The sequence below is a fragment of the Desertibaculum subflavum genome (assembly GCA_003576705.1).
Lineage (GTDB): Bacteria > Pseudomonadota > Alphaproteobacteria > Ferrovibrionales > Ferrovibrionaceae > Desertibaculum > Desertibaculum subflavum.
In genome coordinates this window covers 36,395-63,042 of sequence record QOZS01000005.1, presented here as the reverse complement: position 1 = coordinate 63,042, position 26,648 = coordinate 36,395, and the positions used below count along the sequence as shown (strand labels likewise).

At 68.5% G+C, this 26,648-nt stretch carries 27 protein-coding genes; 5 read left to right on the top strand and 22 right to left on the bottom strand.

Annotated elements, in window-relative coordinates; genetic code table 11:
* Nucleotides 1–2 precede the first annotated feature (2 nt).
* From DT074_RS04050 to DT074_RS04015, 8 genes are all read right to left on the bottom strand, one after another.
* Complete coding sequence (locus tag DT074_RS04050; RefSeq protein ID WP_119418533.1) at nucleotides 3–1,151, bottom strand: acyl-CoA dehydrogenase family protein; 1,149 nt, start codon at nucleotides 1,149–1,151, stop codon at nucleotides 3–5.
* Between the two features lie 20 nt (nucleotides 1,152–1,171).
* Nucleotides 1,172–1,966, bottom strand: coding sequence for a CoA-transferase subunit beta (locus tag DT074_RS04045; protein WP_119418532.1), 795 nt, complete (start codon nucleotides 1,964–1,966; stop codon nucleotides 1,172–1,174).
* Between the two features lie 101 nt (nucleotides 1,967–2,067).
* Nucleotides 2,068–3,219 carry a rod shape-determining protein RodA gene (gene rodA / locus DT074_RS04040; protein ID WP_119418531.1) on the bottom strand — a complete coding sequence of 384 codons (1,152 nt, stop codon included), beginning with the start codon at nucleotides 3,217–3,219 and terminating at the stop codon, nucleotides 2,068–2,070.
* A gap of 1 nt (nucleotide 3,220) precedes the next feature.
* Nucleotides 3,221–5,110 (bottom strand): penicillin-binding protein 2, encoded by a 1,890-nt coding sequence (mrdA, locus tag DT074_RS04035; RefSeq protein WP_119418530.1) that lies wholly within the window; start codon nucleotides 5,108–5,110, stop codon nucleotides 3,221–3,223.
* A 12-nt stretch (nucleotides 5,111–5,122) separates the two neighbouring features.
* Complete coding sequence (mreD, locus tag DT074_RS04030) at nucleotides 5,123–5,626, bottom strand: rod shape-determining protein MreD (protein WP_162914602.1); 504 nt, start codon at nucleotides 5,624–5,626, stop codon at nucleotides 5,123–5,125.
* An 8-nt stretch (nucleotides 5,627–5,634) separates the two neighbouring features.
* Nucleotides 5,635–6,483: a rod shape-determining protein MreC gene (mreC, locus tag DT074_RS04025; RefSeq protein ID WP_368744411.1), complete on the bottom strand. Its 849-nt coding sequence runs from the start codon at nucleotides 6,481–6,483 to the stop codon at nucleotides 5,635–5,637.
* Nucleotides 6,484–6,537: 54 nt separating this feature from the next.
* Entirely contained in the window at nucleotides 6,538–7,581 is a 1,044-nt protein-coding gene (locus tag DT074_RS04020) for a rod shape-determining protein (protein WP_119418527.1), read from the bottom strand.
* Between the two features lie 131 nt (nucleotides 7,582–7,712).
* Nucleotides 7,713–8,957, bottom strand: a complete 1,245-nt coding sequence (locus DT074_RS04015; RefSeq protein WP_119418526.1) for a CaiB/BaiF CoA transferase family protein — start codon at nucleotides 8,955–8,957, stop codon at nucleotides 7,713–7,715.
* Nucleotides 8,958–9,092: 135 nt separating this feature from the next.
* On the opposite strand from DT074_RS04015, the gene DT074_RS04010 reads away from it, so the two are divergent.
* Nucleotides 9,093–9,593 (top strand): peptidoglycan-binding domain-containing protein, encoded by a 501-nt coding sequence (locus DT074_RS04010; protein ID WP_368744410.1) that lies wholly within the window; start codon nucleotides 9,093–9,095, stop codon nucleotides 9,591–9,593.
* Nucleotides 9,594–9,660: 67 nt separating this feature from the next.
* Here the strand turns inward: DT074_RS04010 and DT074_RS04005 are convergent, their stop codons facing one another.
* Nucleotides 9,661–10,581 (bottom strand): hypothetical protein, encoded by a 921-nt coding sequence (locus DT074_RS04005; RefSeq protein WP_368744409.1) that lies wholly within the window; start codon nucleotides 10,579–10,581, stop codon nucleotides 9,661–9,663.
* Nucleotides 10,582–10,600: 19 nt separating this feature from the next.
* Complete coding sequence (locus DT074_RS04000) at nucleotides 10,601–11,434, bottom strand: alpha/beta fold hydrolase (RefSeq protein ID WP_162914601.1); 834 nt, start codon at nucleotides 11,432–11,434, stop codon at nucleotides 10,601–10,603.
* 235 nt (nucleotides 11,435–11,669) lie between these two features.
* On the opposite strand from DT074_RS04000, the gene DT074_RS03995 reads away from it, so the two are divergent.
* Nucleotides 11,670–12,860, top strand: coding sequence for an alpha/beta hydrolase (locus tag DT074_RS03995; protein WP_368744408.1), 1,191 nt, complete (start codon nucleotides 11,670–11,672; stop codon nucleotides 12,858–12,860).
* On the opposite strand, the gene DT074_RS03990 is transcribed toward DT074_RS03995, so the two are convergent.
* The 8 genes from DT074_RS03990 to DT074_RS03955 all read right to left on the bottom strand — a co-directional run bounded on the left by DT074_RS03990 (nucleotide 12,857) and on the right by DT074_RS03955 (nucleotide 20,610).
* Nucleotides 12,857–13,333, bottom strand: coding sequence for a DUF1772 domain-containing protein (locus DT074_RS03990; protein WP_119418524.1), 477 nt, complete (start codon nucleotides 13,331–13,333; stop codon nucleotides 12,857–12,859). The genes DT074_RS03995 and DT074_RS03990 overlap by 4 nt on opposite strands.
* Nucleotides 13,334–13,401: 68 nt before the next feature.
* Nucleotides 13,402–14,412, bottom strand: a complete 1,011-nt coding sequence (locus tag DT074_RS03985; RefSeq protein ID WP_119418523.1) for a phosphotransferase — start codon at nucleotides 14,410–14,412, stop codon at nucleotides 13,402–13,404.
* Between the two features lie 94 nt (nucleotides 14,413–14,506).
* Nucleotides 14,507–15,526 carry a ketol-acid reductoisomerase gene (gene ilvC / locus DT074_RS03980; protein ID WP_119418522.1) on the bottom strand — a complete coding sequence of 340 codons (1,020 nt, stop codon included), beginning with the start codon at nucleotides 15,524–15,526 and terminating at the stop codon, nucleotides 14,507–14,509.
* A gap of 40 nt (nucleotides 15,527–15,566) precedes the next feature.
* Nucleotides 15,567–16,073 (bottom strand): acetolactate synthase small subunit, encoded by a 507-nt coding sequence (gene ilvN, locus DT074_RS03975; protein ID WP_119418521.1) that lies wholly within the window; start codon nucleotides 16,071–16,073, stop codon nucleotides 15,567–15,569.
* 75 nt (nucleotides 16,074–16,148) lie between these two features.
* Nucleotides 16,149–17,915 (bottom strand): acetolactate synthase 3 large subunit, encoded by a 1,767-nt coding sequence (locus DT074_RS03970; RefSeq protein WP_119418520.1) that lies wholly within the window; start codon nucleotides 17,913–17,915, stop codon nucleotides 16,149–16,151.
* 103 nt (nucleotides 17,916–18,018) lie between these two features.
* The gene (gene miaA, locus DT074_RS03965) at nucleotides 18,019–18,981 is read right to left on the bottom strand and encodes a tRNA (adenosine(37)-N6)-dimethylallyltransferase MiaA (RefSeq protein ID WP_119418519.1); all 963 of its coding nucleotides are present in this window, start codon (nucleotides 18,979–18,981) and stop codon (nucleotides 18,019–18,021) included.
* Between the two features lie 55 nt (nucleotides 18,982–19,036).
* Complete coding sequence (locus tag DT074_RS03960; RefSeq protein ID WP_119418518.1) at nucleotides 19,037–19,867, bottom strand: matrixin family metalloprotease; 831 nt, start codon at nucleotides 19,865–19,867, stop codon at nucleotides 19,037–19,039.
* Nucleotides 19,868–20,058: 191 nt separating this feature from the next.
* The gene (locus DT074_RS03955; RefSeq protein WP_119418517.1) at nucleotides 20,059–20,610 is read right to left on the bottom strand and encodes a PRC-barrel domain-containing protein; all 552 of its coding nucleotides are present in this window, start codon (nucleotides 20,608–20,610) and stop codon (nucleotides 20,059–20,061) included.
* 431 nt (nucleotides 20,611–21,041) lie between these two features.
* On the opposite strand from DT074_RS03955, the gene DT074_RS03950 reads away from it, so the two are divergent.
* Complete coding sequence (locus DT074_RS03950; RefSeq protein WP_368744407.1) at nucleotides 21,042–22,532, top strand: DEAD/DEAH box helicase; 1,491 nt, start codon at nucleotides 21,042–21,044, stop codon at nucleotides 22,530–22,532.
* A 74-nt stretch (nucleotides 22,533–22,606) separates the two neighbouring features.
* Here the strand turns inward: DT074_RS03950 and DT074_RS03945 are convergent, their stop codons facing one another.
* The 4 genes from DT074_RS03945 to DT074_RS03930 all read right to left on the bottom strand — a co-directional run bounded on the left by DT074_RS03945 (nucleotide 22,607) and on the right by DT074_RS03930 (nucleotide 25,083).
* Nucleotides 22,607–23,140 (bottom strand): hypothetical protein, encoded by a 534-nt coding sequence (locus DT074_RS03945; RefSeq protein WP_162914600.1) that lies wholly within the window; start codon nucleotides 23,138–23,140, stop codon nucleotides 22,607–22,609.
* Between the two features lie 65 nt (nucleotides 23,141–23,205).
* Nucleotides 23,206–23,535 (bottom strand): antibiotic biosynthesis monooxygenase family protein, encoded by a 330-nt coding sequence (locus tag DT074_RS03940; RefSeq protein WP_119418514.1) that lies wholly within the window; start codon nucleotides 23,533–23,535, stop codon nucleotides 23,206–23,208.
* Nucleotides 23,535–24,425 (bottom strand): alpha/beta hydrolase, encoded by an 891-nt coding sequence (locus DT074_RS03935; protein ID WP_162914599.1) that lies wholly within the window; start codon nucleotides 24,423–24,425, stop codon nucleotides 23,535–23,537. Before DT074_RS03935 ends, DT074_RS03940 begins: the two co-directional genes overlap by 1 nt.
* A gap of 94 nt (nucleotides 24,426–24,519) precedes the next feature.
* Nucleotides 24,520–25,083 (bottom strand): TetR/AcrR family transcriptional regulator, encoded by a 564-nt coding sequence (locus DT074_RS03930; RefSeq protein ID WP_119418512.1) that lies wholly within the window; start codon nucleotides 25,081–25,083, stop codon nucleotides 24,520–24,522.
* A gap of 198 nt (nucleotides 25,084–25,281) precedes the next feature.
* Here DT074_RS03930 and DT074_RS03925 point away from each other — a divergent pair, with 198 nt between their 5' ends.
* Nucleotides 25,282–25,764: a YHS domain-containing (seleno)protein gene (locus DT074_RS03925; RefSeq protein ID WP_119418511.1), complete on the top strand. Its 483-nt coding sequence runs from the start codon at nucleotides 25,282–25,284 to the stop codon at nucleotides 25,762–25,764.
* A 183-nt stretch (nucleotides 25,765–25,947) separates the two neighbouring features.
* A complete protein-coding gene (locus tag DT074_RS03920; RefSeq protein WP_119418510.1) occupies nucleotides 25,948–26,637 on the top strand; it encodes an ArsR/SmtB family transcription factor in 690 nt (229 codons plus the stop codon).
* The last annotated feature ends 11 nt before the right edge of the window (nucleotides 26,638–26,648 follow it).

Sequence of the window (26,648 nt, the reverse complement as noted above, 5' to 3'; positions counted from 1 at the left end):
GGTCATGCCCCGAGCAAGTGCCGCGCGATGACGATGCGCTGGATCTGATTGGTGCCCTCGAAGATCTGGTTGATCTTGGCGTCGCGCATCATGCGCTCCACCGGATAGTCCTTCATGTAACCGGCGCCGCCGAAAATCTGCACCGCGTCGGTCGTCACCTTCATCGCCATGTCGCTGGCGAAGCATTTCGCCATCGACGACAGCTCGGCAAGGCGGGCGAAATCCCCCTGGTCGACCCGGTTGCAGCATTCGTAGACCAGTGCCCGCGCCGCCTCGACTTGCATCGCCATGTCGGCCAGCATCCATTGCAGGCCCTGGAACTCGGCGATCGCGCGGCCGAATTGCTTGCGGCTCTTGGCGTAGTCGATCGCCGCGTCGAGCGCGCCCTGGGCCAAGCCGACCGAGGCGGCGCCGACCGTCGGCCGGTTCATGTCGAGGATACGCATGCAGGCGATGAAGCCCCTGCCCTCCTCGCCGATCAGATTCTCCGCCGGCACGCGCATGTCCTCGAAGAACAGCTCGACATTGGGCACGCCGTTCAGGCCCATCTTCCTCTCGTTCTTGCCGATGCGGAAACCGGGCGTCTTCGTGTCGACCAGGAAACAGCTGATCCCCTGGAAGCCCTTGGCATCGCTGGTGCGCGCGAAGACCAGCACCCAATGAGCGATATTGCCCCAGGTAATGTAGCACTTCTGCCCGTTGATCACGTAGCTGCCGCCGTCGCGCTTGGCGCGCGTGCGCATGGAGGCGACGTCGGAACCGCTCTCGGGCTCGGTGATCGCCACCGCCGTCAAGGTCCTGCCCTTGGCGGCGAGCGGCAGCCAGCGCCGCTTCTGCTCTTCGGTGCCGAAATGCAGCAGCGGCAGGATCAGCGCGATCGAGTTCTGCCCGGCCAGCAGCGCGCAGGCCTCGGAAACACGCGAGATCTCCTCACGGGCGATGCAGACCGAGGTGAGGTCGCCGCCCGGCCCGCCATATTCCTCCGGCACCCAGAGCTGCAGCAGGCCCATATCGCCGAAGATCGGCACCAGCTCCATCGGGCAGCGGTCGGTCGCGTCGATCTCCGCCGCAATCGGGCGGATCTCCTTCTCCACCATGCGGCGGATCTGCTCGCGCAGCGCCAGATGGGTCTCGGTGAAATGGTAGGGCATGCGTCTCCCCCGCGCTTTTCTCATGGAAACTTGCGGCGCAGCACGCCGCCGGCATCGACACGATCGCGCAAGGTCGCGAGCTCGATCGCGGTGGGCGGCGTCGTCGGCGGCGGCGCTCCTTCGACCACGAGATCGAATCCGGTCTGGTCGCGCGCCTGCTCCAAGGTGACGCCGGGATTGAGCGAGCGGAGGCGCATCGCCCGGCTGCCGGGCGCGAAATCGAACACGCCGAGCGGCGTCACGATGAGCTTCGGCCCGCCCGGCGGCAGGCCGGCCTGCTCGCGGCTGTCGCCGCCGTCGAGAAAACCCGGGCCGCAGACGAAATCGACCTTCGGCACCAGCGCGCCCCGGTCGTGCCGCGTCAGCACGACATAGAACCGCTTGGACAGCGCGGTCAGCGCCGAGATGCCGACCGTCCCGGGGCCGCGCAGCTTGGGCCTCGCATGATCGCCGACCACCACGGTGTTGATGTTGCCGAAGCGGTCGACCTGCAGCGCCGACAGGATGGCAAAGTCGAAGAAATGCACCTGCCAGTCGATGAAATCGATCATGTCCGGCAGGTCGATCCAGGCCTCCGCCGTCTCGATGTTCTCCGGGTCGGCAGTGGAGAGCAGGCGGCCGCGATCCGGATTGGCCATGCCGCCGGGACCGGAGACCCACCAGAGATTCGGCGCGTGCAGCCGGCGCGCCAGGTTGCAGGCGGCGAGCTGGATGTCGGAATTGGTGCCGATGATGGCGCGCTCGCCATCGCCGAGATCGCGGGCGAGCTGGACTGCGAGGAACTCTCCCGTCGCGCAGGCCGGTTCGGCGCCCATCCATCCCTCCCCTTTATCAATGGTTCAACCATTGTGGAGAAGCCGGAGGGTGTCAAGTGCGCGCCGGGCCTGGGACCGGCCCGATCCGGGGAAGGCGCGTGCTACCCGCCGAGGCCGCCCGCGTGTCGCGGGATGGTCACGTCGCGATGGATCCACACGCTCATCATCAGGCCGATGCCGAACATCAGGGTCAGCATTGCGGTGCCGCCGTAGGAGATCAGCGGCATCGGCACGCCGACCACGGGGACGAGGCCGGTGACCATGGCAGTGTTGATGAAGACATAGAGGAAGATCAGCCCGTTGATGCCGCCGGCCAGGATACGGCCGAACTGGCTCCGCGAGCGCAGCGAGATTGCGTGCCCATAGGCGAACAGCAGCAGGAACAGGCCGAGCAGCACCAGCGCGCCGAGCAGGCCGGTCTCCTCCGCCCAGCTGGTGAAGGCGAAGTCGGTCTGCTTCTCCGGCAGGAAGTTCAGATGGCTCTGCGTCCCCTGCAGGAAGCCCTTGCCCAGAATGCCGCCGGAGCCGAGGGCGATCTTCGATTGCAGGATGTGATAACCGGCGCCCAGCGGGTCCGCGTCGGGATCGAGGAAGGTCAGCACGCGCTGGCGCTGGTAGTCGTGCATCAGCCCCCAGGCGACCGGGACCACCGCGGCGGCGCCGACAATCGCGACGGCGAACTTCCACAGCTTGACGCCGGAAAGCAGGAAGACGATGCCGCCGCCTGCCATCAGCAGCATGGCGGTGCCGAGATCGGGCTGCTTCATGACGAGGCCGACCGGCAGCACGATCATGGCGATTGGTATCATCAGCCAGCGGATCTTCCAGATCTCGTCCAGCGCCCGGCCGTGGAAGAACCGGGCCAGCGCCAATATCAAACCGATCTTCATGATCTCGGAGGGCTGGATGGTGATCGGCCCGAGATCGATCCAGCGCCGCGCGCCCATGCCGACCACGCCGAGGATCGGCACCAGGACCAGCAGCGCGAATCCGAGCGCATAGATCGGGTAGGCCCAGCGCAACCAGGTCCGCAGATCGATCATGGCGACCGCGGTGGCGAGGCCGAGCCCGACCAGGAAGCGCAGCGCATGGCGGTCGGCCCAGGGATCGAAGCTGCCGCCGGCGGCGGAATAGAGCACCGCGCAGCCGATGCCGGCGATCATGCAGAGCAGCAGCAGCAGGCCGAAATTCATCTCGCCCAGCTTGCGGATGAAGGACAGATCGACCCGGCTGCCGAGTGCCACGCGCAGCATATCAGGCGCCTCCCGGGCGGCGGTCGACCACCTGGTCGCGGCCGGGTCGACCGGCCGGGTCCAGGCGCTGGCATTCGCGCAGCACGTCGCTGGCGATCGGCGCGGCCACCTTGGAGCCGCCGCCGCCATGCTCCACCACGACGCAGCAGGCATAGCGGGGCTTCTCGACCGGCGCGAAGCAGACGAACAGCGCGTGGTCGCGGTGCTCCCAGGGAATGTCCTCTTCCTTGCGGAGGCCGGTCAGGCGCTCCTGCTTGGTGATGCGGCGTACTTGCGAGGTGCCGGTCTTGCCCGCGATCTGCCAACCCGGCTCCTTGATCTGCACGGCACGCGCGGTGCCGCGGCCGCCGCTGGTGACCAGCCGCATGCCCTCGACCGCCTGCGCCAACGCCTTGGCCGAGACGCCGATCGAGGCGAAGCCGCGCTGCGCCGCGGTGCGCAGGTCGCCGCCGGAATCGGTCTCGCCGTTCGGCCGCACAACCCGCGGCACCACGGCATAGCCGCCATTGGCCATGCGGGCCGTCATGACGGCGAGCTGCAGCGGCGTGGCGTTGACATAGCCCTGGCCGATGCCGACCGAGAGGGTTTCGCCGTCGTACCAGGGCTCGCCCCGCGCCGCCTTCTTCCAGGCGCGGCTCGGCACGATGCCTGCCTTCTCGTTCGGCAGATCGATGCCGGTCGGCTTGCCCAGTCCGAAGCGGTGCGACATGTCGGCGATGCGGTCGATGCCGATGCGGCGCGACACTTCGTAGAAGAACACGTCGCAGCTCTGCTCCAGCGCGGACAGGCAGTTCATGCCGCCATGGCCGCCTTTCTTCCAGCAGTGGAAGGTGTTGTTGCCGAACTGCATGTGGCCCGGGCAATAGACGTGGAAATCGGGCGTCACGACGCCGGCCTCGATGCCCGCCATCGCCACGATCATCTTGAAGGTGGAGCCGGGCGGATAGGTGCCCGAGACCGGCTTGTTGATCAGCGGCTTGTGCTTGTCGTTATTGAGCCGGCGCCAATGCGACGGCGTGATTCCGACATTGAACACGTTCGGATCGAAGCCCGGGCCGGAGACCAGGCTCAGCACGTCGCCGGAATGCACGTCCATCACCACGACGGAGGCGCTTTCGGTGCCGACCCGCTCGGTCGCATATTTCTGCAGCGCCGCGTCGATGGTCAGCACGACATCGGCGCCGGGCTGGCCTTCCTTGCGGTTCAGCTCGCGCACGATGCGCCCGAAGGCGTTGATCTCGACCTGGCTCGAGCCGGCCTTGCCGCGAAGCGCCAGGTCGTGGATGCGCTCGACGCCGTTGCGGCCGACGCGGAAGCCCGGCAGCGCCAGCATGGGGTCGCCGGTCAGGTCCTTTTCCGATACGGCGCCGACATAACCGACGACATGCGCGAACATGTCGCCGAACGGATAGTCGCGGATCTCGCCGACATCGAGCTGGATGCCCGGCAGGTCCGGGCTCTGCAGGTTGACGGCCGCGAACTCGTCCCAGGTTAGGTTCTCGGCGACCAGGACCGGCAGGAACCTGCGCTGTCGCTCGACATCGCGCCGGATGCGGGCGCGGGTGCCGTCGTCGATCGCAATGATCTGGGCCAGGCGGTCCAGCGTGGCACCCAGATTGCGCGTCTGCTCCGGCACCACCAGCACGCGGTAATTCTGCCGGTTGCCGGCGAGCTCCACGCCGAAGCGGTCGAGAACGCGCCCGCGCGGCGGCGACAGCAGGCGCAGGTTGATCCGATTGTCCTCGGCCAGCGTCGCGTATTGCTCGGACTGCACCACCTGCAGCCAGTACATGCGGCCGGCCAGAAGCCCGAAGGCGCCAGCCTGCAGGCCGCCCAGCAGCATGGTGCGCCGGTTGAGCAGCCGCTGGCGATCGTCCTCCCGACGGTCCATCGCGCGCGCCCTCTAGCCGAAGGCCCAGAGCCGCTGCTCCACCCGGCCGAGCAGCCAGGAAAGCGGCGGATAGACGGCGATGGTGATCACCGCCCGCATCAGCATCGGCACGAGGTCCAGCAGCTGCAGCGTGTAGATGCAGGTGAGCAGCCAGCCGACCAGGCCGGCGCCGAACGCGATGAGGGCGAACAGCAACCAGGCGATCGGGAACGACGTGGTCAGGAACCAGCGCCGCTGCGAGGCGCAGACGCCCTGCAGCAGGATAAAGACGAGGCCGGTCAGGCCGAGCGGCGCGCCGCTCGCCAGGTCATGCAGCACGCCGATCAGGAAGGCGAGCCAGGCCGGCATGATCTCCGGCCGGAACGCCGCCCAATGGAACACGCCGATCATGGTGAGCGAGGGAGCGACCGGCGGCAGGCCTGGAATGCCGAGCGGCGTCATCTCGATCAGCACCAGCACCGCGGTGAGGACCGCGGGCGTCGCGTCGCGCAGGAGCTCGGAAGGACGAACCGCCATCGGGACGATCATTGCACCGACAGCGGAATGCCCGACGGCCCGGGAAGCCTGGCAAAGCCGTGACGTGCGATGCTGACCACTTCGACCCGGTCGAACGGCACGAAGGGCTGCACCCGCACGATGCCGTCGGTGATCGAGGCAACCACGCCGACCGGGATGCCGGCCGGCACGCCGCCGCCATGGCCCGAGGTGATGATGCGGTCGCCCGGCGAGAGCTGCGCCGAAGACGGCAGGTATTCCAGCCGCGGCATGTCGGTATTGTCACCGGCCAGGATGGCGCGCGTGCGCGTCTGTTCCAGCATCACCGGGATGCGCGAGTTGAGGTCGGTTACCAGCAGCACGCGGGCGGAGCGCTGGCCAACTTCCATCACCCGGCCGGCCAGGCCTTCCGCGGCCACCGCGGCCTGGCCCTTCTCCACGCCGTCGCGGGCGCCGGCATTGAGCAGCATGGTGCGGAAAAAGGTGGAGGCGCTCTCGCCCACCACGCTCGCCGAGACAAAGGTCGTCACCGGCTCGCCGGTGACATGCAGCAGGTTGCGCAGGCGCGCATTCTCCCGCTCGTAGCGCGAAGCGGCCTCGCGCCAGGCGAGGAGCCTCGCGTTCTCGTCGCGCAGCCGCGCGTTCTCCGACCGCAGATAGAGGATGTCGTTGACGCCCCGCACCATGTCCTGCACGGCGTCGACCGGCTGGCGGATCACGTTCAGCACCGGCGCCAGCGCGTCCATCGCCACGGTCCGCGCACGCTCGATCAGGGCAACCTCGGCCTTGCCCAGCATCAGCAGCATGAACGCCATGAGAACGAGGAGCAGATAGGCGAATCGATGCAGCAGCACCCGGATCGGCACTGCGTAACGCATAACGCGGCTTTGACGAGGCGCCATCACCGGCGGGCCCCTAGCCCCTAGAAATCATTAACCATATGGATTGTACAGCACATGTCTTAAAGTTTTCATCTCTTCCAAGGCACGTCCGGTGCCCAGCGCGACGCAGCTCAAGGGCTCGTCGGCCACTGTGACCGGCAGCCCAGTCGCATTGCGGATCACGAAATCCAGGTTCGACAGCAGCGCCCCGCCGCCGGTCAGCACGATGCCCTTGTCGACGATGTCGGCGGCGAGCTCCGGCGCCGTATGCTCCAGCGCCACCTTCACCGCCTCGACGATGGCGCCGACCGGCTCGGCCAGCGCTTCGGCGATCTGGCGCTGGCTGATCACCAGTTCCTTCGGCACGCCGTTCATCAGGTCGCGGCCCTTGATCTCCATAGTCGGGCCGTTGCCGTCGTCCGGCGGATAGGCGGACCCGATCTGCTTCTTGATCCGCTCCGCGCTCGCCTCGCCGACGAGCAGATTATGGTTGCGGCGGATATAGGCGATGATCGCCTCGTCCATCTTGTCGCCGCCGACGCGCACCGAGCGCGAATAGACGATGCCGCCGAGCGAGATCACCGCGACCTCGGTGGTGCCGCCGCCGATATCGACCACCATCGAGCCGGTCGGCTCGGTCACCGGCAGGCCGGCGCCGATCGCCGCCGCCATCGGCTCTTCGATCAGGTAGACGCGGCGCGCACCGGCGCTTTCCGCGGATTCCTGAATGGCGCGGCGCTCCACCGCGGTCGAGCCCGACGGCACGCAGATGATGACCTGCGGCGAGGCGAAGGAGCGGCGGTTGTGCACCTTGCGGATGAAGTGCTTGATCATCTCCTCGGCGATCTCGAAATCGGCGATCACGCCGTCGCGCAACGGTCGGATCGCTTCGATATTGCCGGGCGTGCGGCCGAGCATCAGCTTCGCCTCGTCGCCGACGGCGAGCACCTGCTTCTTGCCCTTGTTGTTGACGATGGCGACGACCGATGGCTCGTTCAGCACGATGCCGCGGCCTTTGACATAGACGAGGGTGTTGGCCGTGCCGAGGTCGATCGCCATGTCGGCCGACAGCATGCCGAAGAGGTTTGAGAACATGTTTGTTAGCGATCCATTCGATGCGGCAACATGGCGTGCCCCCACGACACCGGAAGCGAAAGATCTCCCCTCCCACACCCGGTGGCGGCCACGCGCGTTAATCATGAATTGGCCGCGTTAACGCAAGCTTTCTACGCTGACTTTCTTTGGCCTCGCAACGGCTTTGTTGCCCTTTTGCCGCGTGTTTCGGCTTTCTCGGCGGCTTTGCGGATCTCTGGGCCGTGTTGATTCAGCACCGGCGCTGGCCGGACCGCCCGCGCCGGGGTTACCGAAAGCTTAACGGGATTGCCGAGCACCCGAGTCGCACCGGCCCGTGGATGCTTCAGCGCCACCACCATGCCGCGCGCATGCGTGTGCTCGCCCTCCAGCACCTCGTCGTAACCCTGCACCCGGCCGTAGGGAATGTCGTGCGCTGCCAGGAACGTCTCCCATGCCGCGGTCGGTCGTTTGGCGATTTCGTCGTTCAGGATGGCGACCAGGGCGGCGCGGTTGCGCACGCGGTCGGCATTGCTGGCGAAGCGCGGATCGGCCAGCAGATGCGGTCGATTGAGGCCGGTGCAGAGCCGCTGCCAGAGATGCTGCGCCGCCGCGCCGATGGTGATCCAGCCGTCCTTGGTGCGGAACACCTGGTAAGGCGAGGAGCCGCGATGCGCCTGGCCGAGCCTGGGCGGCGCCGCGCCGGCGGCGAAGTAATGCGCCGCCTCGTAGAGGCCGAAGGCGAGCGCGGAATCGTAGAGCGAGACGTCGACCCGCTGGCCTTTTCCGGTGCGCTGCCGGGCCAGCAGCGCCGCCAGCACGCCGACCGCCGCCTGCAAGCCGGCGCCGATATCGGAGATCGGCATCGGCACGCGGTGCGGCGGCCCGTCCTCGGCACCCGTCACCGACATGATGCCGGACAAGGCCTGGGTCATCAGGTCGAAGCCGCCGCGCGCTGCCCACGGGCCGTTCTGGCCGAAGCCCGAGACCGAGCAATAGATCAGCCGCGGGTTCAGCCGGCGCAGGGCAGGCCAGCCGAGACCGATCTTCGCCGCCGTGCCCGGCTTGAAATTCTCCACGAAAACATCGGCCTGGGCGACGAGCTTGCGGCAAAGTGCCAGATCATCCTTGCGCTTCAGGTCGAGCGCGATCGAGCGCTTGCCGCGGTTGACGATCATGAACGGCACGCTCTCGCCGCCGACATGCGGCGGCATGGCGCGCGCATCGTCGCCACTGCCCGGTCGCTCCACCTTGGTCACCTCGGCACCGAGATCGGCCAGGATCATGGTGCAGTAGGGCCCGGACACATGACCGGTCAGGTCGATCACCCGGATGCCGGCGAGCGGCCCGCTACGGCCGGCCGGCTTCGGCCGCCGGCGCTTCTGCCCCTGTGTCCCCATTTTCGGCCCAATCCCGCCCGAATTCGCCGCCATGATCGCAGATGATCTATGTCACTGCCCAACCGGCGGCGACGCGGCTATGTATAAGCCACACCGATTCGGCAGTCGAACCATCGGGTTAAAGGAGCGGGACACATGCTGGCAACATCGCCCACCCGGATTCTGCTCATGCTGTCGCTGGTTGGACTTGCCGCCTGCGGCAGCCGGCCGGAGGACCGCGCCATCACCGGCGCAGGCGTGGGCGCCGCCGCCGGCCTGGCCGTCGGCGCGGTGACCGGGCTCACCCTGCTGCAGGGCGCCGCCATCGGCGCCGTGGTCGGCGGCGTCACCGGCGCGGTGACCGACGAAAAGGACGTCAATCTCGGCACGCCGGCCTGGCGCAAGGGGTCGAGCGGCGGCAGCGCCGGCGTTCCGGCCAACCAGCCGCCGCGCGGCGCCGCCCAGGCCGCCCACAACGATCTGGTCTATCGCACCCAGTCGGCGCTGGCGGCGCGCGGCTACGATGTCGGCACGCCGGACGGCGTGATGGGCCCGCGCACCCGCACCGCCATCGAGCGCTATCAGGTGCAGCACGGCATTCTGGTCGACGGCCAGGCGAGCGAGAACCTGCTCCTGCATATCCAGCAGCAGAGCTGAAGGCCCAACTTGGTATCGGCGGGACCGGCCGGCGGTTCGACGCACCGCCGGCCTGCCGCGGCTGCCCCTAGCAGAAAGTGGGCACGATCTCCGCCAGGCGCTGCCGGCTTTCGGGGTGCAGCGCGCCGACGCTCGCCAGGAAGTTCGGGTGCCCCATGCCCGAGCCGATGAAGGTCCAGCGCTGCGCCTGGTGCTGCTGTTTCGTCAGGGCGTCACGCTCGGCGGCGGTGAGCACCCGCCCGCTGGCCCGGACCAGCGCGTCGAGGTCGAAGGCGACCTGCTGCGCCAGCCCGCCATCGATCATGCCGCCGATCTCCAGATAGCCGTCGACCGCCTTGGCGAAATCGGTCCCGCTCATGTCCTTGGCCAGCTCCTCGACCATCAGAGTGTCGAGCTTGGCGTGCTGCGCCTCCTCCATCCAGTGATGGCGCAGCAGATCGCTGAACTGCCGGTCGAGCGTCGCGTCGTCCTTCACGCTCTCGACATAATGCTTCTGCGTCATCCACTCGATGTGCAGGATCAGCAGCGCGACCGACAGCGGATGGTGCGCCAGCACCGCCTGGGCGATCGCCTCGGGCGGGCCGATCACGTCGCAGTTGGTGGCAAAGCCGGCCTCGAACTCGCGGCGGAACCGTTTGAACAGGTCGATGTGCTTCGCCTCCTCACCGGCGAATTGCAGGAAGGCGCGGGCCCGCGCGTCGTCGCCGGCGAGCCTCGGCCGCGCGTGGTCGAGCACGAAGGGCAGGATGAATTCCTCGACCAGGCCGAAGATGTAGAGATAGCCGTTGCCGCGGATCTGGTTGAGCAGGAGCCGCTCCTCGGCGTCCAGCAGGTCGATCGCCGCGGTGCGCGCCAGCGCCTCCGGCATGAACGGTTTCTCGAAGTCGAGCCGACGGTCGCCGCCGATGATGTCCTCGACGCGCCAGCTGATGCGCTGCGAAGCCGCGAGCGTCGCCGCGTAGGTGAAGCCGTGCTGATGCATGATCATGTCTCCGTTCGTTGGGCCGCTAGCCATCGGTTCCTGTGCGCGGCGCCTGGACACAGGCGGTATTCGCCTCGATGTGCTCGAGGATCAGGGGGTTCACGTCGTCGGGGCGCAGGATCGGCGCCATGTGGTTGCCGCCGTCGATGGTCCGGTGCCGTGCATTGGGCAGGGCGCAGGCCACGAGCCGCGTGATCGTCCGCGACGGCTGCGGCGAGCGGTTGCCGCACAGAACCAGGGTCGGCACCTCGATCGCGCGGTAGGCGGCGAGCGGCGTCGGCTCCTCGAGCAATCCGTGGAAATGGTGCGCGACATGCACGGCGAGCGCGGCGAACTGCGCCCGCTTCTCTTCGCCGAGCGCCGCCCAGCTGCCCGGCCCGCTCCAGTAGTCGATGAACACCGCCATGCCGGCGCGGTAATCGCCTGAGATCACGCCGCGATTGACCGCATCGACCACGGCGCGGATCTCATTCAGGAGATGCGCCTCGCGCCCAGCTTCCTTCAGCAGGTGAAAGCAGCTCGGCTCGATCAGGGTCAACGATTGCAGCCGCTCCGGATGCTCGAGCGCGAAGCGCAACGCCACACCGCCGCCATAGGAATGCCCGACGAGGTGGAACGGCGCCTCCTCCCCGACTGTCGCCTCGGCGATGACGCGCGCTTCCTCGGCCAGCGTCAGCGGGCCGGCGCCGTGCCATCCGCCGCGCCCGCCATGCGCCAGCAGATTGACGGCCACCGGCCGCAGCGCGTCTGCGAACCGGCCCGTCAGCCCGCACCATTGGCGCGCCGAACTGGCCGAGCAGTGCACCAGCACCACGCGAGCCCGCCTTGCTGTGCTGGTCCTGTCGATCCGAATGTGCACGCCGCGCCTCCTTTGCGTTCCGGCTGCGATCTGCGGCGGAACCTATGGGCGCGGCGCCCGGCAAGCTTGTCGGATTCCTGGAGAATTCCTGCAGAGGGCTTGGATTTTCGTGGCGGTCGCGGATTGTGAACTCGACCACAGAGCGAGGGCGCGATCCGCGCTATTCTGGCTCTATTGGCCTGGGAGGCCTCACGCGCGGCACGCTGGGCGCATTGGCCTGGCCGAAGGGGACGCGTTGGCAGATACGCCATTGATTCGCTTCGCCGATTGCGAGCTCGATCTCGTCGCGCACGAGGTCCGTCGGGCCGGAGAGCCGTGCGCGGTGGAGCCGCAGGTCTTCGACCTGCTCGTTCATCTCGCGCGCAATCCCTGCCGCCTCGTCAGCAAGGACGAATTGATCGCCGAGGTCTGGGGCGGCCGGATCGTGTCCGACGCGGCGCTGTCCAGCCGCATCAAGTCGGCACGCCGGGCGATCGGCGACGATGGCGAGCAGCAGCGCCTGATCCGCACCGTGCACGGCCGCGGCTTCCGCTTCGTCGCCACGCTGGAAGCCGCCTTGCCTGCTATTGAGCCCGCCGAGATGCCGCGACAGGACATCCAGTTCTGCCGAACCGCCGACGGCGTGCGCATCGCCTATTCGCGGATCGGCAGCGGCCCGGTCCTGGTCCGGACCGGCAACTGGATGACGCATCTCGAATACGATCTCGAGAGCCCGATCTGGCGTCACCTCTGGCGCGGCCTCGCGCGCGAGCGCTGCGTGGTCCGCTACGACGCGCGCGCGAACGGCCTGTCGGACTGGGATGTCGGGGAACTCTCGCTCGACGCATTCGTGCGCGACCTGGAATCGGTGATCGAGGCGAGCGGCGTCGACCGGTTCGACCTGCTCGGCATCTCGCAAGGCTGCCCGGTCTCAATCGCCTACGCCGTGCGCCATCCGGACCGCGTGCGCCGCCTGGTCCTCTATGGCGGCTTTGCCGTCGGCCGCGCCAGGCGCGGCGCTGTTGAGCGGGAGCAGAACGCGGCCAGCCTGACGCTCGTGCGCCATGGCTGGGGCCAGGAGAACCCGGCCTTCCGCCAGCTCTTCACCTCGCAATTCGTGCCCGACGGCACCAAGGAGCAGGAGAACTGGCTCAACAACCTGCAGCGCGTGACGGTCTCGCCGGAGAATGCCGCGCGCTATCTCGCCGCCGTCGGCGAGTTCGACGTGTCCGACATGCTGGGCGAGGTGCGCACGCCGACGCTGGTGATGCATGCGCAAGGCGACGCGCGCGTGCCGTTCGAGTCCGGGCGGCAACTTGCCGCCGGCATTCCCGGCGCGCGCTTCGTGCCGCTGGAGAGCCGCAACCACCTGATCCTGGAGGGGGAGCCGGCCTCCCCGCGGTTTCTCGCCGAGCTGCGCGCCTTCCTGGATGCGCCCGCCACTTAGATCGGGCGGTCGAGCGGATAGCCCTCGCGTTTCCAGACCAGCAGCGACAGAACCAGCGCCGCCACCGCCAGCAGGTTCAAGCCCGCGCTGGCGGCATGCGAGTATTCCCACTCGGCCCGGAGCCGCTCCCAATCGGATGGTACCATCGTCCAGTTCGCGGTCGCGCGGTTCGCCGGATAGGTCCAGGTCCAGAAGATCCCTTGCGTGCCGGCGATGCAGAGGAAGGCGATCAGCGCCCAGCTCCGCGCCGCGCCCTGGCGACGCAAGGTCCAGGCCAGGGCGAGCGACGACAGCAGCGCCCCGAACACCAAGACGCCGAGCAGCGCCCAGCCGCGATAGATCTGCTGCGCGACGAAGTAGTCGGCCTCCGTCATGCCGATTTTGTTCGGCAGCGCGAACAGATGCGCCAGCGCCGGCCCGAGCGCCAGCGCGGCGAAAATCAGTGCCATGAAGTAGAGGATGCGGGTCGCCATCAGCCGCTAACGCCGCAGCGCCAAAACGAGTTCCGCGGCTGACGACGGGGGCCCCTGCGCCCTTCCCTTCAGTCGTCGGCGATGGCGGTGTCCAAACCTGGCGGCAAGTCACCGGACAGGAATGCGGCGAGGAACATCTTCCCCATGACGTGCTTGGTCTCCAGCGTGCCGGGCTTGAGGCGGCCGTCGCGGATGGCGCTTTGAAACGACGCCACACCGGGCGCGGAGAGATCGTCGTCGGGTGCCGCCCGAGATCCGGTCGCGGAGGCGCTGAGCAGGACGCCCGCGAAATAGAGGCGTGTGAGCGCGCGCACCGGTTTCAGCCGCTCACGCAGCGCATCCTCCGGTGCGCGACCGAGCCACGCCTGCAGCAAGAGCTCCTCCAGATCCGGCGTCCGCGCCAGGTTGTCGAGCATGATCGCCACATCGACCAGCGGATCGTTGCGATAGGCCGATTCCCAATCGATCAGCCACAGGCGCGCGCCGTCGTACAGAATGTTGCGGGGGTTGCAGTCGTTGTGGCTCGAAACCGGCGCCGTCGTTCCCGCGGCATAGGCTTCGCGGATCTGCTCCAGGCGCTCGACATGCCGGTCGAGCAAACCGGCGGCGAACAGGCCGGTCCGGCGCACATGCGCGAACAGGCGCGCGACGATATCCGGGTAATCGACGAAGTGCGGGAAGACCGGCGTCGCCTGCAGGCGCGCGACCAGCGCGCCGAGTGCCGCCGCCAAGGCGCGCGGCCCGCCGGGAAAGGTGTGCAGCGGCTTCGCGGCGATGTAGTCCATGATGGCGACGCGGCCGACCTCGTCGACATGGCGGAGCCGAGGCGCGACCCCCGCCGCCGCCGCGATGCGCATGGACAGATACTGGCGCGGGTTGCGGAGCGGACTGGCAGCCCCCTCCGCGCGCAGCACGAAGTCCCGCTCGCCGACCCGCAGCCGGAAGATCGCCGCACTCGTCGCGCCGCCGGCCATGCGTCCGACGACGCCGATCGGCGCGGCACCGAATGCGGCGGACAGCGCTGCGCGGATGCTTTCGCGTTGTTCGACGGAAAGGGAGCCGAAGCCGTCATCGATCATGACGGCTCCCTACCACGCAGCGTTCCGACCCGGCGAAAAAAGGGCGGACCTTTCGGGCCCGCCCCTCTGTCGTTCCCGCCTTTCGCGAGGCGCGTCAGTTCTTCGTCTTGTCGACCAGCTTGTTCTTGGCGATCCAGGGCATCATGGCGCGCAGCCGCTCGCCGACCTGCTCGATCGGATGCTCGGCGAGCTTGGCCCGTGTCGCCTTGAACGAGGTCTGGTTCACCTTGTTCTCCAGCATCCAGTTGCGGGTGAAGCGGCCCGACTGGATGTCGTCCAGCACCCGCTTCATCTCCGCCTTGGTCTCCGCCGTGATGATGCGCGGCCCGGTGACGTATTCGCCGTATTCCGCCGTGTTGGAAATCGAGTAGTTCATGTTGGCGATGCCGCCCTCGTAGATCAGGTCGACGATCAGCTTCACCTCGTGCAGGCACTCGAAATACGCCATCTCCGGCGCATAGCCCGCCTCGACCAGGGTCTCGTAGCCGGCCTTGATCAGCTCCACCAGGCCGCCGCACAGCACGGTCTGCTCGCCGAACAGGTCGGTCTCGCATTCCTCCTTGAAGCTCGTCTCGATCACGCCGGCCCGGCCGCCGCCGATCGCCGAGGCGTAGGAGAGCGCGATCTCCAGCGCGTTGCCGGAGGGGTTCTGGTGCACCGCGACCAGGCAGGGCACGCCGCCGCCGCGCTGGTACTCCGAGCGCACGGTGTGGCCCGGGCCCTTCGGCGCGATCATGAACACGTCGATATCGGGTCGCGGCTCGATCAGGTTGAAATGGATGTTGAGGCCGTGCGCGAAGGCCAGCGCCGCGCCCTGCTTCATGTTGGCGCGCAGGTCGTTCTCCCACAGCGCGCCCTGCCCCTCGTCCGGGGTCAGCACCATAGTCACGTCGGCCCATTTGGCGCCCTCGGCGGGCGTGATGACAGCGAGCCCGGCACCCTCCGCCTTGGCGATGCCGGCCGAGCCCTTGCGCAGCCCGACCTTGATCTCCTTGGCGCCGCTTTCCTTCAGGTTGATGGCATGGGCATGGCCCTGGCTGCCGAAGCCGACCACCATGATCTTCTTGCCCTTGATCAGGTTCAGGTCGGCATCGCGATCGTAATAGACACGCATGGCTGTATCCCCTCGCTGGGTCCCTTGATTGTAGCCGGTTTCAGGTGGTGGCAGCGCCGCGGCTGATGGCGACGACGCCGGTACGGGAGAGCTCGACCAGGCCGAGATCCTTCATCAGCTGGATGAAGGCATCGATCTTCTCGGTGGTACCGGAGATCTCGAACACGAAGGAGTTCTTCGAGGTGTCGACCGCGCGGGCGCGGAAGATGTCGGCGACGCGCAGCGCCTCGACCCGCTTGTCGCCGGTGCCGGCCACCTTCACCAGCGCCAGCTCGCGCGCCAGGAACGGGCCTTCCATCGTCAGATCGGTCACCTTGTGCACCGGCACCAGGCGGCCGAGCTGGTGCTTGATCTGCTCGATCACCATCTCGGTGCCGGAGGCGACCACGGTGATGCGGGAGATGTTCGCCACCTCGTCGATCGCAGCGACGGTCAGGCTCTCGATGTTGTAGCCGCGGCTGGAGAACAGGCCGATGACGCGGGCGAGCACGCCCGCCTCGTTGTCGACCAGCACGGAGAAGGTATGTCGGCGGAGTTGTTCGCTCACGTTGGCGTCCCGCGGGCCCGGACGGCCCGCTCCCCTATCGGCGTTGCGGTTGGCGACGGCTGGATCCGGTCCCGGCTAGACCAAAGCAAGGCCGGCGTCGGTTACCCTTGCCTTTGGCTCGCCTACCTCGTCGCCGAGGATCATCTCGTTATGGGCGGCGCCGGACGGCACCATGGGGAAGCAGTTCTCCGCCTGGTCGACCGCGATATCGGCGATGACCGGCTTCTTCACCTTGATCATCTCCTTGATCAGGTCGTCGACCTCGGAGGGCTTGCTGGCACGGAGCCCCACGGCGCCGAACGCCTCCGCCAGCTTCACGAAGTCCGGCAGGCTGTCCATGTAGCTCTCGGAATAGCGCCCGCCATGCAGCAGCTCCTGCCACTGCCGCACCATGCCCATGTAGCGGTTGTTCAGGATGAAGGTCTTCACCGGCAGGCGGTACTGGGCGAGGGTCGACATCTCCTGGATGTTCATCAGGATCGAGGCCTCGCCGGCCACGTCGATCACCAGCGCGTCGGGATGCGCCACCTGCACGCCCATCGCGGCCGGCAGGCCATAGCCCATGGTGCCGAGCCCGCCCGAGGTCATCCAGCGGTTCGGCTTCTCGAACTTCAGGAACTGGGCCGCCCACATCTGGTGCTGGCCCACTTCCGTGGTGATGTAGGCGTCGTCTCTCCCCTTGATCGCCGCATAGAGCCGTTCGAGGGCGTATTGCGGCTTGATGATGTCGTTCGAGGCCTTGTAGCGCAGGCAGTCGCGTGCCCGCCATTGGTCGATCTGTTGCCACCAGGCATCGATCGCCTCCTTGCGCGGCCGGCGCGTATCGGCCCGCCACAGCTTGATCATGTCCTCCAGCACATGCGCCACGTCGCCGACGATCGGCACGTCGACCCGCACGTTCTTGTTGATCGAGGAGGGGTCGATATCGATGTGGATCTTCTTCGAGTTCGGCGCGAAGGCATCGAGCCGGCCGGTGATGCGGTCGTCGAAGCGCGAGCCGACCGCGACCATCACGTCGCAGCCGTGCATGGCAAGGTTCGCCTCGTAGGTCCCGTGCATGCCGAGCATGCCGAGGAACTGCCGGTCGCTGGCCGGATAGGCGCCGAGGCCGAGCAGGGTCGAGGTGATCGGGAACCCCGTCATCTTGACGAAGTCGATCAGCAGCTTCGAGGCGTTGGGGCCGGAATTGATCACCCCGCCGCCGGAATAGAACAGCGGCCGCTTGGCATTGACCAGCAGCTCCACCGCCTCGCGGATCTTGCCGATGTCGCCTTTCACCTGCGGACGATAGCTCTTGTGCTTGCCGGCCTTGGGCGGGACATAGGTGCCGGAGCCGAGCTGGATGTCCTTCGGCAGGTCGACCACGACCGGGCCGGGCCGGCCCGAGGTCGCGACGTAGAACGCCTCGTGGATCACCCGCGCAAGGTCGTTGATGTCCTTCACCAGGTAGTTGTGCTTGGTGCAGGGCCGGGTGATGCCGACGGTGTCGCATTCCTGGAACGCGTCGTTGCCGATCAGATGGGTCGCCACCTGGCCGGTCAGGCAGACCACTGGAATGCTGTCCATCAGCGCGTCGGTCAGACCGGTGACGGCATTGGTCGCGCCGGGGCCGGAGGTGACCAGCACCACGCCGGGCTTGCCGGTCGAGCGGGCATAGCCTTCGGCCGCGTGCACGGCGCCGCCTTCCTGGCGCACCAGGATATGGCGGATCGCGTTCTGCTTGAAGAAGGCGTCGTAGATCGGAAGGACGGCGCCGCCCGGATAACCGAATACGACCTCTACACCCTGATCGGCCAATGCCTTCAGGATGATTTCGGCCCCGGTCATCTGGTCGGTGGACATGGCCTTTCCTTCGACAAAACAGCGGCTTGGAGCGCGGGACAAACGATCCCGGACCCGCCACGCCGCTGGCCGCGGCGAGTTAAGGGAGGCGCAAGCTAGAACCTCACCCCGACTCGGTCAACGGAATTCGACGAATAAACGATAAGATTTCCGCCTCCAGACTTTCCGAAAATTGCGCCACGCGGAGCCGCTCCGATGGAAGCTGATGCCGGAACCAAGTGGTCTGGCGCTTGGCGTAGCGGCGGGTCGCCAGCACCGCCTGCTCGATGGCGGTATCGAGGCCGATCTCGCCCCGGAGATGCGCCGCAATCTCCGGCACGCCGAGGGCCTTCATCGCCGGCAAAGCCGGATCGAGCTCGAGGGCGAGCAGTCCTCGCACTTCGTCGAGCGCCCCCTGCGCCACCATCTGGCGGAACCGCATCTCGGCCCGCTCCCGCAACAGATCCCGCGGCGGGTCGAGCCAGATCCAGACCGCCGGCTCGTCGAGCGAGGGTCCGGCCGCGCCGCGGGCCTGCCAGGCGGCGAGCGGCTTGCCGGTGGCCGCCAGCACCTCCATCGCGCGCAGCGTGCGCTGCGGATCGCTCGGCCGGATCGACGCCGCCGAGGCCGGGTCGAGCTCGGCGAGCCGCGCATGGAAGGCCGCCTGCCCTGCCGCCACCTGTTCGGCCCGCAGGCGGTTGCGCAGCGCCGGCGATATCGCCGGAATGTCGGCGATGCCTTGCTTCAAGGTCCGGAGGTAAAGCCCGGTGCCGCCAGCGATGATCGGCACCTGGCCCGCTTCGCGCGCCGCCGCCACTTCGGCCAGCGCCAGGTCGCGCCAGCGCGCCGCCGAGCAGGCTTCCGCCGCCGCCAGCACGCCGTAGAGCCGGTGCGGCGCCCGCGCCTCCTCCGCCGGGCTTGGCCGCGCGGTGACGACACGCAGCTCGCGATAGACCTGCATGCTGTCGGCATTGATGACGACGCCGCCCAGCCGCTCGGCGAGACCGAGTGCCAGCGCCGACTTTCCGCTCGCTGTCGGGCCGGCGACGATCACCGTGGGCAGGGCTGCAGTGTCTTCGGAAGTCATCAAGGGGCGCTCGGTCGGCGCCCCTCCTAGCTGGTAATGCCGACGTTGAGGAGCGCTATTGCAGTGCCATGCCGCGGGGATCGGCCGGACGGGCCGGGAGTACCTGCGTCGGGCTCTTCGCCACCGGCAGGCCGCGCCGGCCATAAAGCGAGATGGCGCCGGCCAGGTCGCCCGGCTGCAGCACCCGGAAATGCTCCTCGTAGGCAAAGCCCATCAGCTGGCCCGACGGTCCGGGATGGTCCAGGCCGATGGCATGGCCGATCTCATGTGCGATCGTGTAGCGCAGGTCGTAGACCTCGACATCGCCGCCGAAGCCGAGCTTCCACGGCTTCTCCGGATTCAGGCAGATCAGCGCCTTGTCGATGCGGCGGATCGAGCCCGCCACAGGCTGCACGTTTGTCGGCCCGGCACCGGTCAGGGTCACCGGCGGCCTGCGGTCGTAGATCACCTCGGTGAAGGCGCGGCCGCGCGGCACCGCCTGGGCGCCGATCAGAATGTCGGCGACGGCCGGATGGTCGACCCGCTGGAAGCTGATATTGGCCGCCCGCTCCCACATCTCGAAGGCGGCAGCGACCTCCCCCGGCACCCTGGCCGGATCGATGCCGGAAGCGGCGAGCAGCTCGTCCATCGGTTTCAGGCCGCGGCAATTGCGGGTCTCGCCGAAATCCATCGCCGCCGGGACCAGCATGTAGCGGACCTTGGCGCCGGCGCCGATGGCGCTCGCCCCCCACTTCACCTGATGGCCGTCCAGCTGCAGCAGGCGGTAGTCGACGCTCCGCCGCGCGGCGGCGCCCCGGTCAGCAGCCTTGGTGATGTCGTCGGCATGAGCGGCTGGCAGTGCCGCGGCCGACAAGGCGAACAGAACGCCCCCCAGCAGCTTTCTCACTCAACCTCCGCGGCCCCAGACCACCCGAAGGAACGGAACCGCAAACTCGCGACCGATTCCAAGCAATATTGTTGCAATGCGGCAGGGGTCCGCGCAAGTAGGCCAGATGGGCGAAGCGGCGCGCCGGATGCGCGCGCGAAGACCGGCGGCAGCCCGGAGGCTGCCGCCGGCCGACGCGGTTCAGCTGGTGATCACTGCGGCGGGCGCGGCGCCCCGCCGGTCGCTCCGCCCGGCGTGGTCGGGCGGCTCATGTCCCGCGTCTTCTGCTCCGCGCGGATGCGCTCGGATTCTCGCTCCGACTTGAGCTGGGCCAAGGTCTTGAATTCCGGGGCTTTGGCCAGCTCCTCGCTGCTCATCGGCACGATGGCGAGCTGTTTGCCGCCCTTTTCGTCGAATTTGAGGCTCTCCCACGGCACCGCGACCGTCTTGGTGCCGATGCCGAGGAAGCCGCCGACCGACAGGACGGCGCCGGTGACCTGCTGGTCCTGGTCGATCAGCAGGTTCGAGATCTTGCCGACCGTCGCACCGTCCGGCGCGAAGACCGGCATGCCGATCACCTCGGCCGTCGATTTCTCCGTTTCATGCTGCACCACCAGGACGCTGCTGGAACCCGGTGCGGCCGGCGTGGTCGCCTGGGGCGTAGCCGCAGGCGGCGACGATGTCTGAGCGATCGCGGTGCCGGCCAGGAGCATAGCCAGCGCACCACCCAAGGCGGCGCGACGGATAACCTGCTCATGGGACATGACACACCTCTCTTCGTTTGCCCTGATTCACACGACAGCAACGCTTAGATAGGTGCGACGGTGCCTGCCGGTAGCCGCCGGCCCGACAAGGTCACGTTGGCATCACACCCAGCGGCAGCGAGCGAGAATTTTCCGATCGAGGGGCGTCCGCTTGGCAGATGCCGAAAGCGGGCTTGACATTGCTGCGCCGCAGCATCACATTGCGCGGGACCGCTGGACGGTCATTGGTGTTTCGGCCGCGTGAAGCGGCGCCGGTCCCCGCATTTCGCGATTGGTCCGGAACGTCGCCCTGCCGACACCCTCTCATCCCCATCCGATTGCCCAGGTCACGCGGGGCACTCCCCCGAAGTCACCGCGCGAGTGCGACGTTGAACCGTCGCCGTGCCTGCGCGCACACGCGGACCTGTTTGAAAGCAACTCCACTGACCCAGTTGACCGATTCCCCCCAGATCACCGGCGCCCAGTTCTCCGACCTTGGCCTCTGCCAGCCTCTGCTCAAGGCGCTGACCCAGGAAGGCTATGTCACCCCGACGCCGATTCAGTCCCAGGCCATTCCCCACATCCTCGCCGGGCGCGACATGCTCGGCACGGCGCAGACCGGTACCGGGAAGACCGCCGCCTTCGCGCTCCCCATCCTGCACCGGCTCGCCGCCGACCGGCGCCAGGCGCCGCGCAAGGGCAGCCGCGTCCTGGTCCTCTCGCCGACCCGCGAGCTCGCCCTGCAGATCGCCGAAAGCTTCCGTACCTATGGCCGTCATCTCGGCCTTTCGGTCGCGGTGGTGTTCGGCGGCGTCGGCGCCGGCCCGCAGATCCAGGCGCTCGCCCGCGGCGTCGACATTCTGGTGGCGACACCGGGCCGGCTGCTCGACCACCTGCAGGCCGGCTTCGCCCGGCTCGACCAGGTCGAGACCTTCGTGCTCGACGAGGCCGACCAGATGCTCGACATGGGCTTCATCCCGGCCATCCGCCGCATCGTGAAGACCCTGCCGGCCCAGCGGCTCAACCTGTTCTTCTCCGCCACCATGCCGCCGGAGATCGGCAAGCTCGCGGGCGAGCTCTTGAACCGACCGGAGCGCGTCTCGGTGGCGCCGGCCGCCGCCGCGGCCGACCGCGTCGCCCAGCATGTCGTCCACGTTTCGGGCGCGGACAAGCGCGCCCGGCTGACCCAGCTGCTACGCGACGGCGGCTATGGCCGCACGCTCGTCTTCGCCCGCACCAAGCACGGTGCCGACAAGATCGTGAAGGGGCTCGAACAGGCCGGCATCCGTGCCGTCGCCATCCATGGCAATAAGAGCCAGTCGCAGCGCGTCCAGGCGCTGGACGGCTTCAAGTCGGGCAAGACGCCGATCCTGGTGGCGACCGACATCGCCGCCCGCGGCATCGACGTCGACAACGTGACCCACGTCATCAACTTCGACCTGCCGCATGTCGCCGAATCCTACGTGCACCGCATCGGCCGTACCGCACGGGCCGGTGCCGAGGGCGTGGCCATCTCGCTGGTCGCACCGGACGAGCGGCCCCTGCTCCGCGCCATCGAGCGGCTGATCCGCCAGACTGTGCCGGTGATGGGCGAGCTGCCGCCGCTGCCCCAGCTGCCGCCGCAGCCGCACGAGCCGCGCCAGCGCCAGGACGGCCGGCCGCAGCAGCGCAACGGCAAGCCGCATCACGCCCACGGTCATAGCGGTCGCGGGCACCAGAGGCCGGAGGGCCGGCACGGCGGGGCGCATCACAATGGCGAGTCCCGACCGCAGCGCCCGGCCCAGCCGGCGCCGGCCGGCGACGGCGAGATTCGCAACGTCTCCTTCATGCGACCGCAGGAGAACCGGGCGCCGCACCAGCCGCATCTCCCGGCCGGCGCGCCGAAGCGTCACCGCCGCCCGCATCGCGGCCAGGGCCCGCGCCGCCAGCAGGCGGCAGGATAAGGGTTCCAAGCACGAAGCGGTCGCGCCCATGAGCCCTCCCTCGCGCTGCGCAGCAGCGAGAGGGAGGGCTGTCGTCACCTCACCTGGTAGCGCTGCAGCGAGCCGCGCAGCTCGCGCCGCGGCTTGCCCTCGACATAGGACAGGAAGTGGATGCGCATGCTGGAGCCTTCCAGCGCGCGCTCGGTCACCTGCGTCTCGATGGCGCCGTTCTCGTCCACGTCGATCGCGGTGACCACCAGCCGGTTGCCGTCGACCCGGGCCCAGGCGCAGCCCAGCGCCCCGCTCGGGTCGCAGCTAAGTTGCGCCTGCCAGAGATGCGGCGTCTTCGTCGGCTTGAACTCCATGGCGCGCACACGTGCCGCCTCGCCGGTGCGCGCCGCCTTGCCGATCCGCGCCAGCGACAGCATGGTGAAACTGCCGTCCTTGTGGACGTTGATCTTCACTTCCAGGTCGCGCAGCGAATCGCCGAGCGGGTTCGGCGTCACCAGGTCGATGCTGCCGCCGCGCCAGTCGCCGGCGAAGGCCTGGATGCCGCCATGTTGAGCGGCGGCGGGATGGCCGAACAGCAGCATGGCGGCGAGCAGAGCGAAGACGGCGCGCGCGATCACGGAAACCCCCTCGGAAATGAGGTGCGCATCCTCGCCGAGCGCGGGTTCCTCGGCAAGCGGCGCAATCACCCCCGGTCCGGCGCCATCTCGCGCCGGTCCAGGCCGTAATCTCGCAGCACCGACGCCACCAGGATGCGGTAATCGGCGAAGATCTCGCCGCGCCCCTTGGCCTGGGCCGCGCGGTGGCCGGTGCGGCGGCGCCATTCCGCCACCGCCGCCTCGTCGCGCCAGAGCGAGAGCGACAGGTATTTGCCCTCGTCGGTCAGCGAGCGGAACCGCTCGACCGAGACGAAGCCGTCGATGCTCTCGAGCTCGGCCTTCAGCCCGGCCGCGAGATCGAAATAGTCGCCCGCCCGCCCCGGCTTCGGCCGCACCTCGAAGATCACCGCGATCATCACATCCCTCCCGGCAGCTCGAGAAAGGCCGCGACGGCGGCATAAAGCTCGAACCGCGCTGCTTCCAGATGTGCGAGATGCGTCGCCCGCGCGATCTTCACATCCCATTTCGCCGCCGCGCCGAGCCCGCGGTAGAGCCGCCCCGCATCCTCGTCCGTGGTCAGGCTGTCCCATTCGCCGCGCACGATCAATGTCGGACACCTCACGGCGCCCGGATCGTAGAGCGCCGTGCCTGACCACAGCGCCATGATGTCGGCCGCCGGCCCGGCCGGCACGCGGACCGCCGGCGGGTCGCGCTCCGCGGCGTCGGGATCGCTCGCCAGATAGTCCGCCGCCCACAGGGCGAAGTGGCGCTCCGACAGCACCGGCGCCGCGCCGGCCGGCACGTCCTCGACGAAGCGGCGGTGCTGATTGGCGGCTCTGACCAGGCGCCAGGGCTCGCGCGGCTGCGGCATCACCTGGCCGTCGCGGCGCACGATCGGCCCGAACAGGGCGAGCCGGTGCACGCGGCCTCGCGCCGCCGCGATCTGCGCCGGCACGCAGCCCCAGGAATGCGCGATCACGCGAATGTCGGCCCGCACGCCGGCTTCGCGCATCACACCCAGCACCGCTTCGATCTGCCGCGCCGCATCTTCGCTTCGGCCGGCCGGTCCGTTTTCGCCGGCCGGACGCGAGGAGCGACCATAGCCCAGGAAGTCGAAGCCCCAGACCTGGAAGCCGCGTGCCACCAGGTCGTCGGCCCAGGAAAGCCCGTCGAAGCGATAGCCGACCGCGAGCCGGCTCGGAAAGGTCGCGCCATGCACATAGAGCACCGGCGGCGCCGCGGCCGCGCCGATCCGCCAAGCATTGAGCCGCTCGCCCTCGAACGGGATCTCGAACACGCTTTCCATCATCGCCTCCTCGCAAGCGAGGCTCTGCTCTAGCGGGCAGGCTCGGCGGGAAGCTTCGACCGGCCCCGAATTGGCACGGTCGCGCGGCGGCCGATCAGCGCCCGGCCAGCAGGTCGGCGGGTATGCGCGCCAGCGTGCGCCGGAACGGCGCGGTGTCGCCGAGGCCGCCGCCGACGATCAAGGCGCCTTGGATGCGGATCACCGCATCCTGCGCGCGCTTTGCCGCCTCAGCCCGCGGCAGGCCGGCCTCGGCGGCGAGAGCGGCCAGCGCGTCGATCCAGCGCTGGAACACCTGAGCGAGCTCGGCCTGGAACAGCTGGCGCGATTCGCCGATCACCAGATTGCCGAGCAGGCAGGACGCGCGGCCCCCCGCATAGAGGCCGTCGAGGTTCTTCAGCATCCGACCGAGCCGTTTCGCCGGCGTGCCGGCGCCGCTGAGCGGCGCGATGGCGTTGTCGCGGAGCCAGCGGGCGCCGCATTCGATCGCCGCGCGGCCCATATCGGCCTTACCGCCGGGAAAGTAGTGATAGAGGCTGGACCGCCCGAGCCCGGTCGCCTTCGACAGCTCGCTCAGCGAGGCGCCGTCATAGCCATAGCGCTGGAACACCGGCAGCAGGCGGAGCACCACCTCGTCGCGCGGGATCAGGGGGGCAGGCATCGGTCTCGGCCGGCAGGATGGGGCAGGCGGCGACGCTATGAACGCGTGGACGGCGTGTCAAACCGCCGGCCACGGGCCACGCGAACGTGAAGCGCAGTGATTTTGTGGGGACCGTCCATCGCCGTATTATACCGATCGTTCGGTTCAATACAAGGCCGTTCGATCTGACCACCCCGACCACACGATGGAGGAATTCCCATGCCAACCGTATCGACCCTGATCCGCCGCCACGCGATCGGCGCCCTGGCCGCGCTGGCGATCGGCGTCGCCGCACTGCCCGCCTTCGCCATCGACCGTACCGGCGGCACCTATAACAGCCTCTATGCCGGCCTCGGCGCCAAGGGCTATGACGTCGTCGCCTATTTCACCGACGGCAAGCCGGTGAAGGGCAAGAACGACATCGAGGCCGTCCATGGCGGCGTCACCTGGAAGTTCGCCACCGCCGAGCACCGCGACCGCTTCATCGCCGACCCGGCCAAATACGCGCCGCAATATGGCGGCTTCTGCTCCTGGGGCGTCGCCAACGGCAAGCTGTTCGACGTCGACCCCGAGCGCGGCTGGAAGATCGTCGACGGCAAGCTCTACATGAACTTCAACGCCGACATCCAGAAGACCTGGGAGGAGAACCCCAAGGCCTTCATCAGCAAGGCCGAAGGCCACTGGCCGAGGCTGAACCGCTGACCACTGCAACCAGCAGCGTCGTGGCCGGGCTTGACCCGGCCACCCACGCCGCTGGGCAGTGCGGCGGATGGCCGTGGATGCCCGTGCCAAGCACGGGCATGACGAAAAGGGAGCCGCCAAACGCCCCCCCGGTTTCGATGCGGAGCGAAGCGATCCGCCCGAGGGCGCGCTAGATTGGCGCCCATGACGACACCGACCGACCTTGCCACCACCGCCCGCCTGATCGGCGACCCGGCGCGCGCCGCCATGGTGCTGGCGCTGATGGGCGGCACCGCGCTCTCGGCCGGCGAGCTCGCCCGCATCGCCGGCATTACCGCCGCCACCGCCAGCGGCCACTTGAAGCAGCTGGTCGCCGGCGGCCTGCTCGCCGTGGTGCCGCAGGGCAAGCACCGCTATTTCCGCGTCAATGGGCCTGACGTGGCGGCGACCATCGAAGGGCTCGGCGCGCTGGCAGCCGTGACGGCGCCGGTGCGCGGCCATCCGGCCTGGCGGAATGGCGGCGAGCTTCGGCACGCGCGCAGCTGCTACGACCATCTCGCTGGCGAATGCGCCGTCGCCCTGCACGACGCCCTGATCGGTCGCGCGCTGATCCGCGAGGACGGCAACGGCTATGTGGTGACAGCGGAGGGCGAGGCGACCTTCGGCAAGCTCGGCATCGACCTCGCGGCGGCGCGCAACCGGTCACGCATCTTCGCCCGGCCCTGCCTCGACTGGAGCGAGCGCCGCCCGCATCTCGGCGGCGCGCTCGGCGCCGCTCTGATGGATGCCTGCCTCACCCACGGCTGGGTCCGCCGCGGCGACAAGCCCCGCCTCGTCTGCTTCACCCCTAAAGGCAAGCAGGCCCTGCATGAGCGGTTGGGGGTCAGGATCTGACCGGCCGCCCG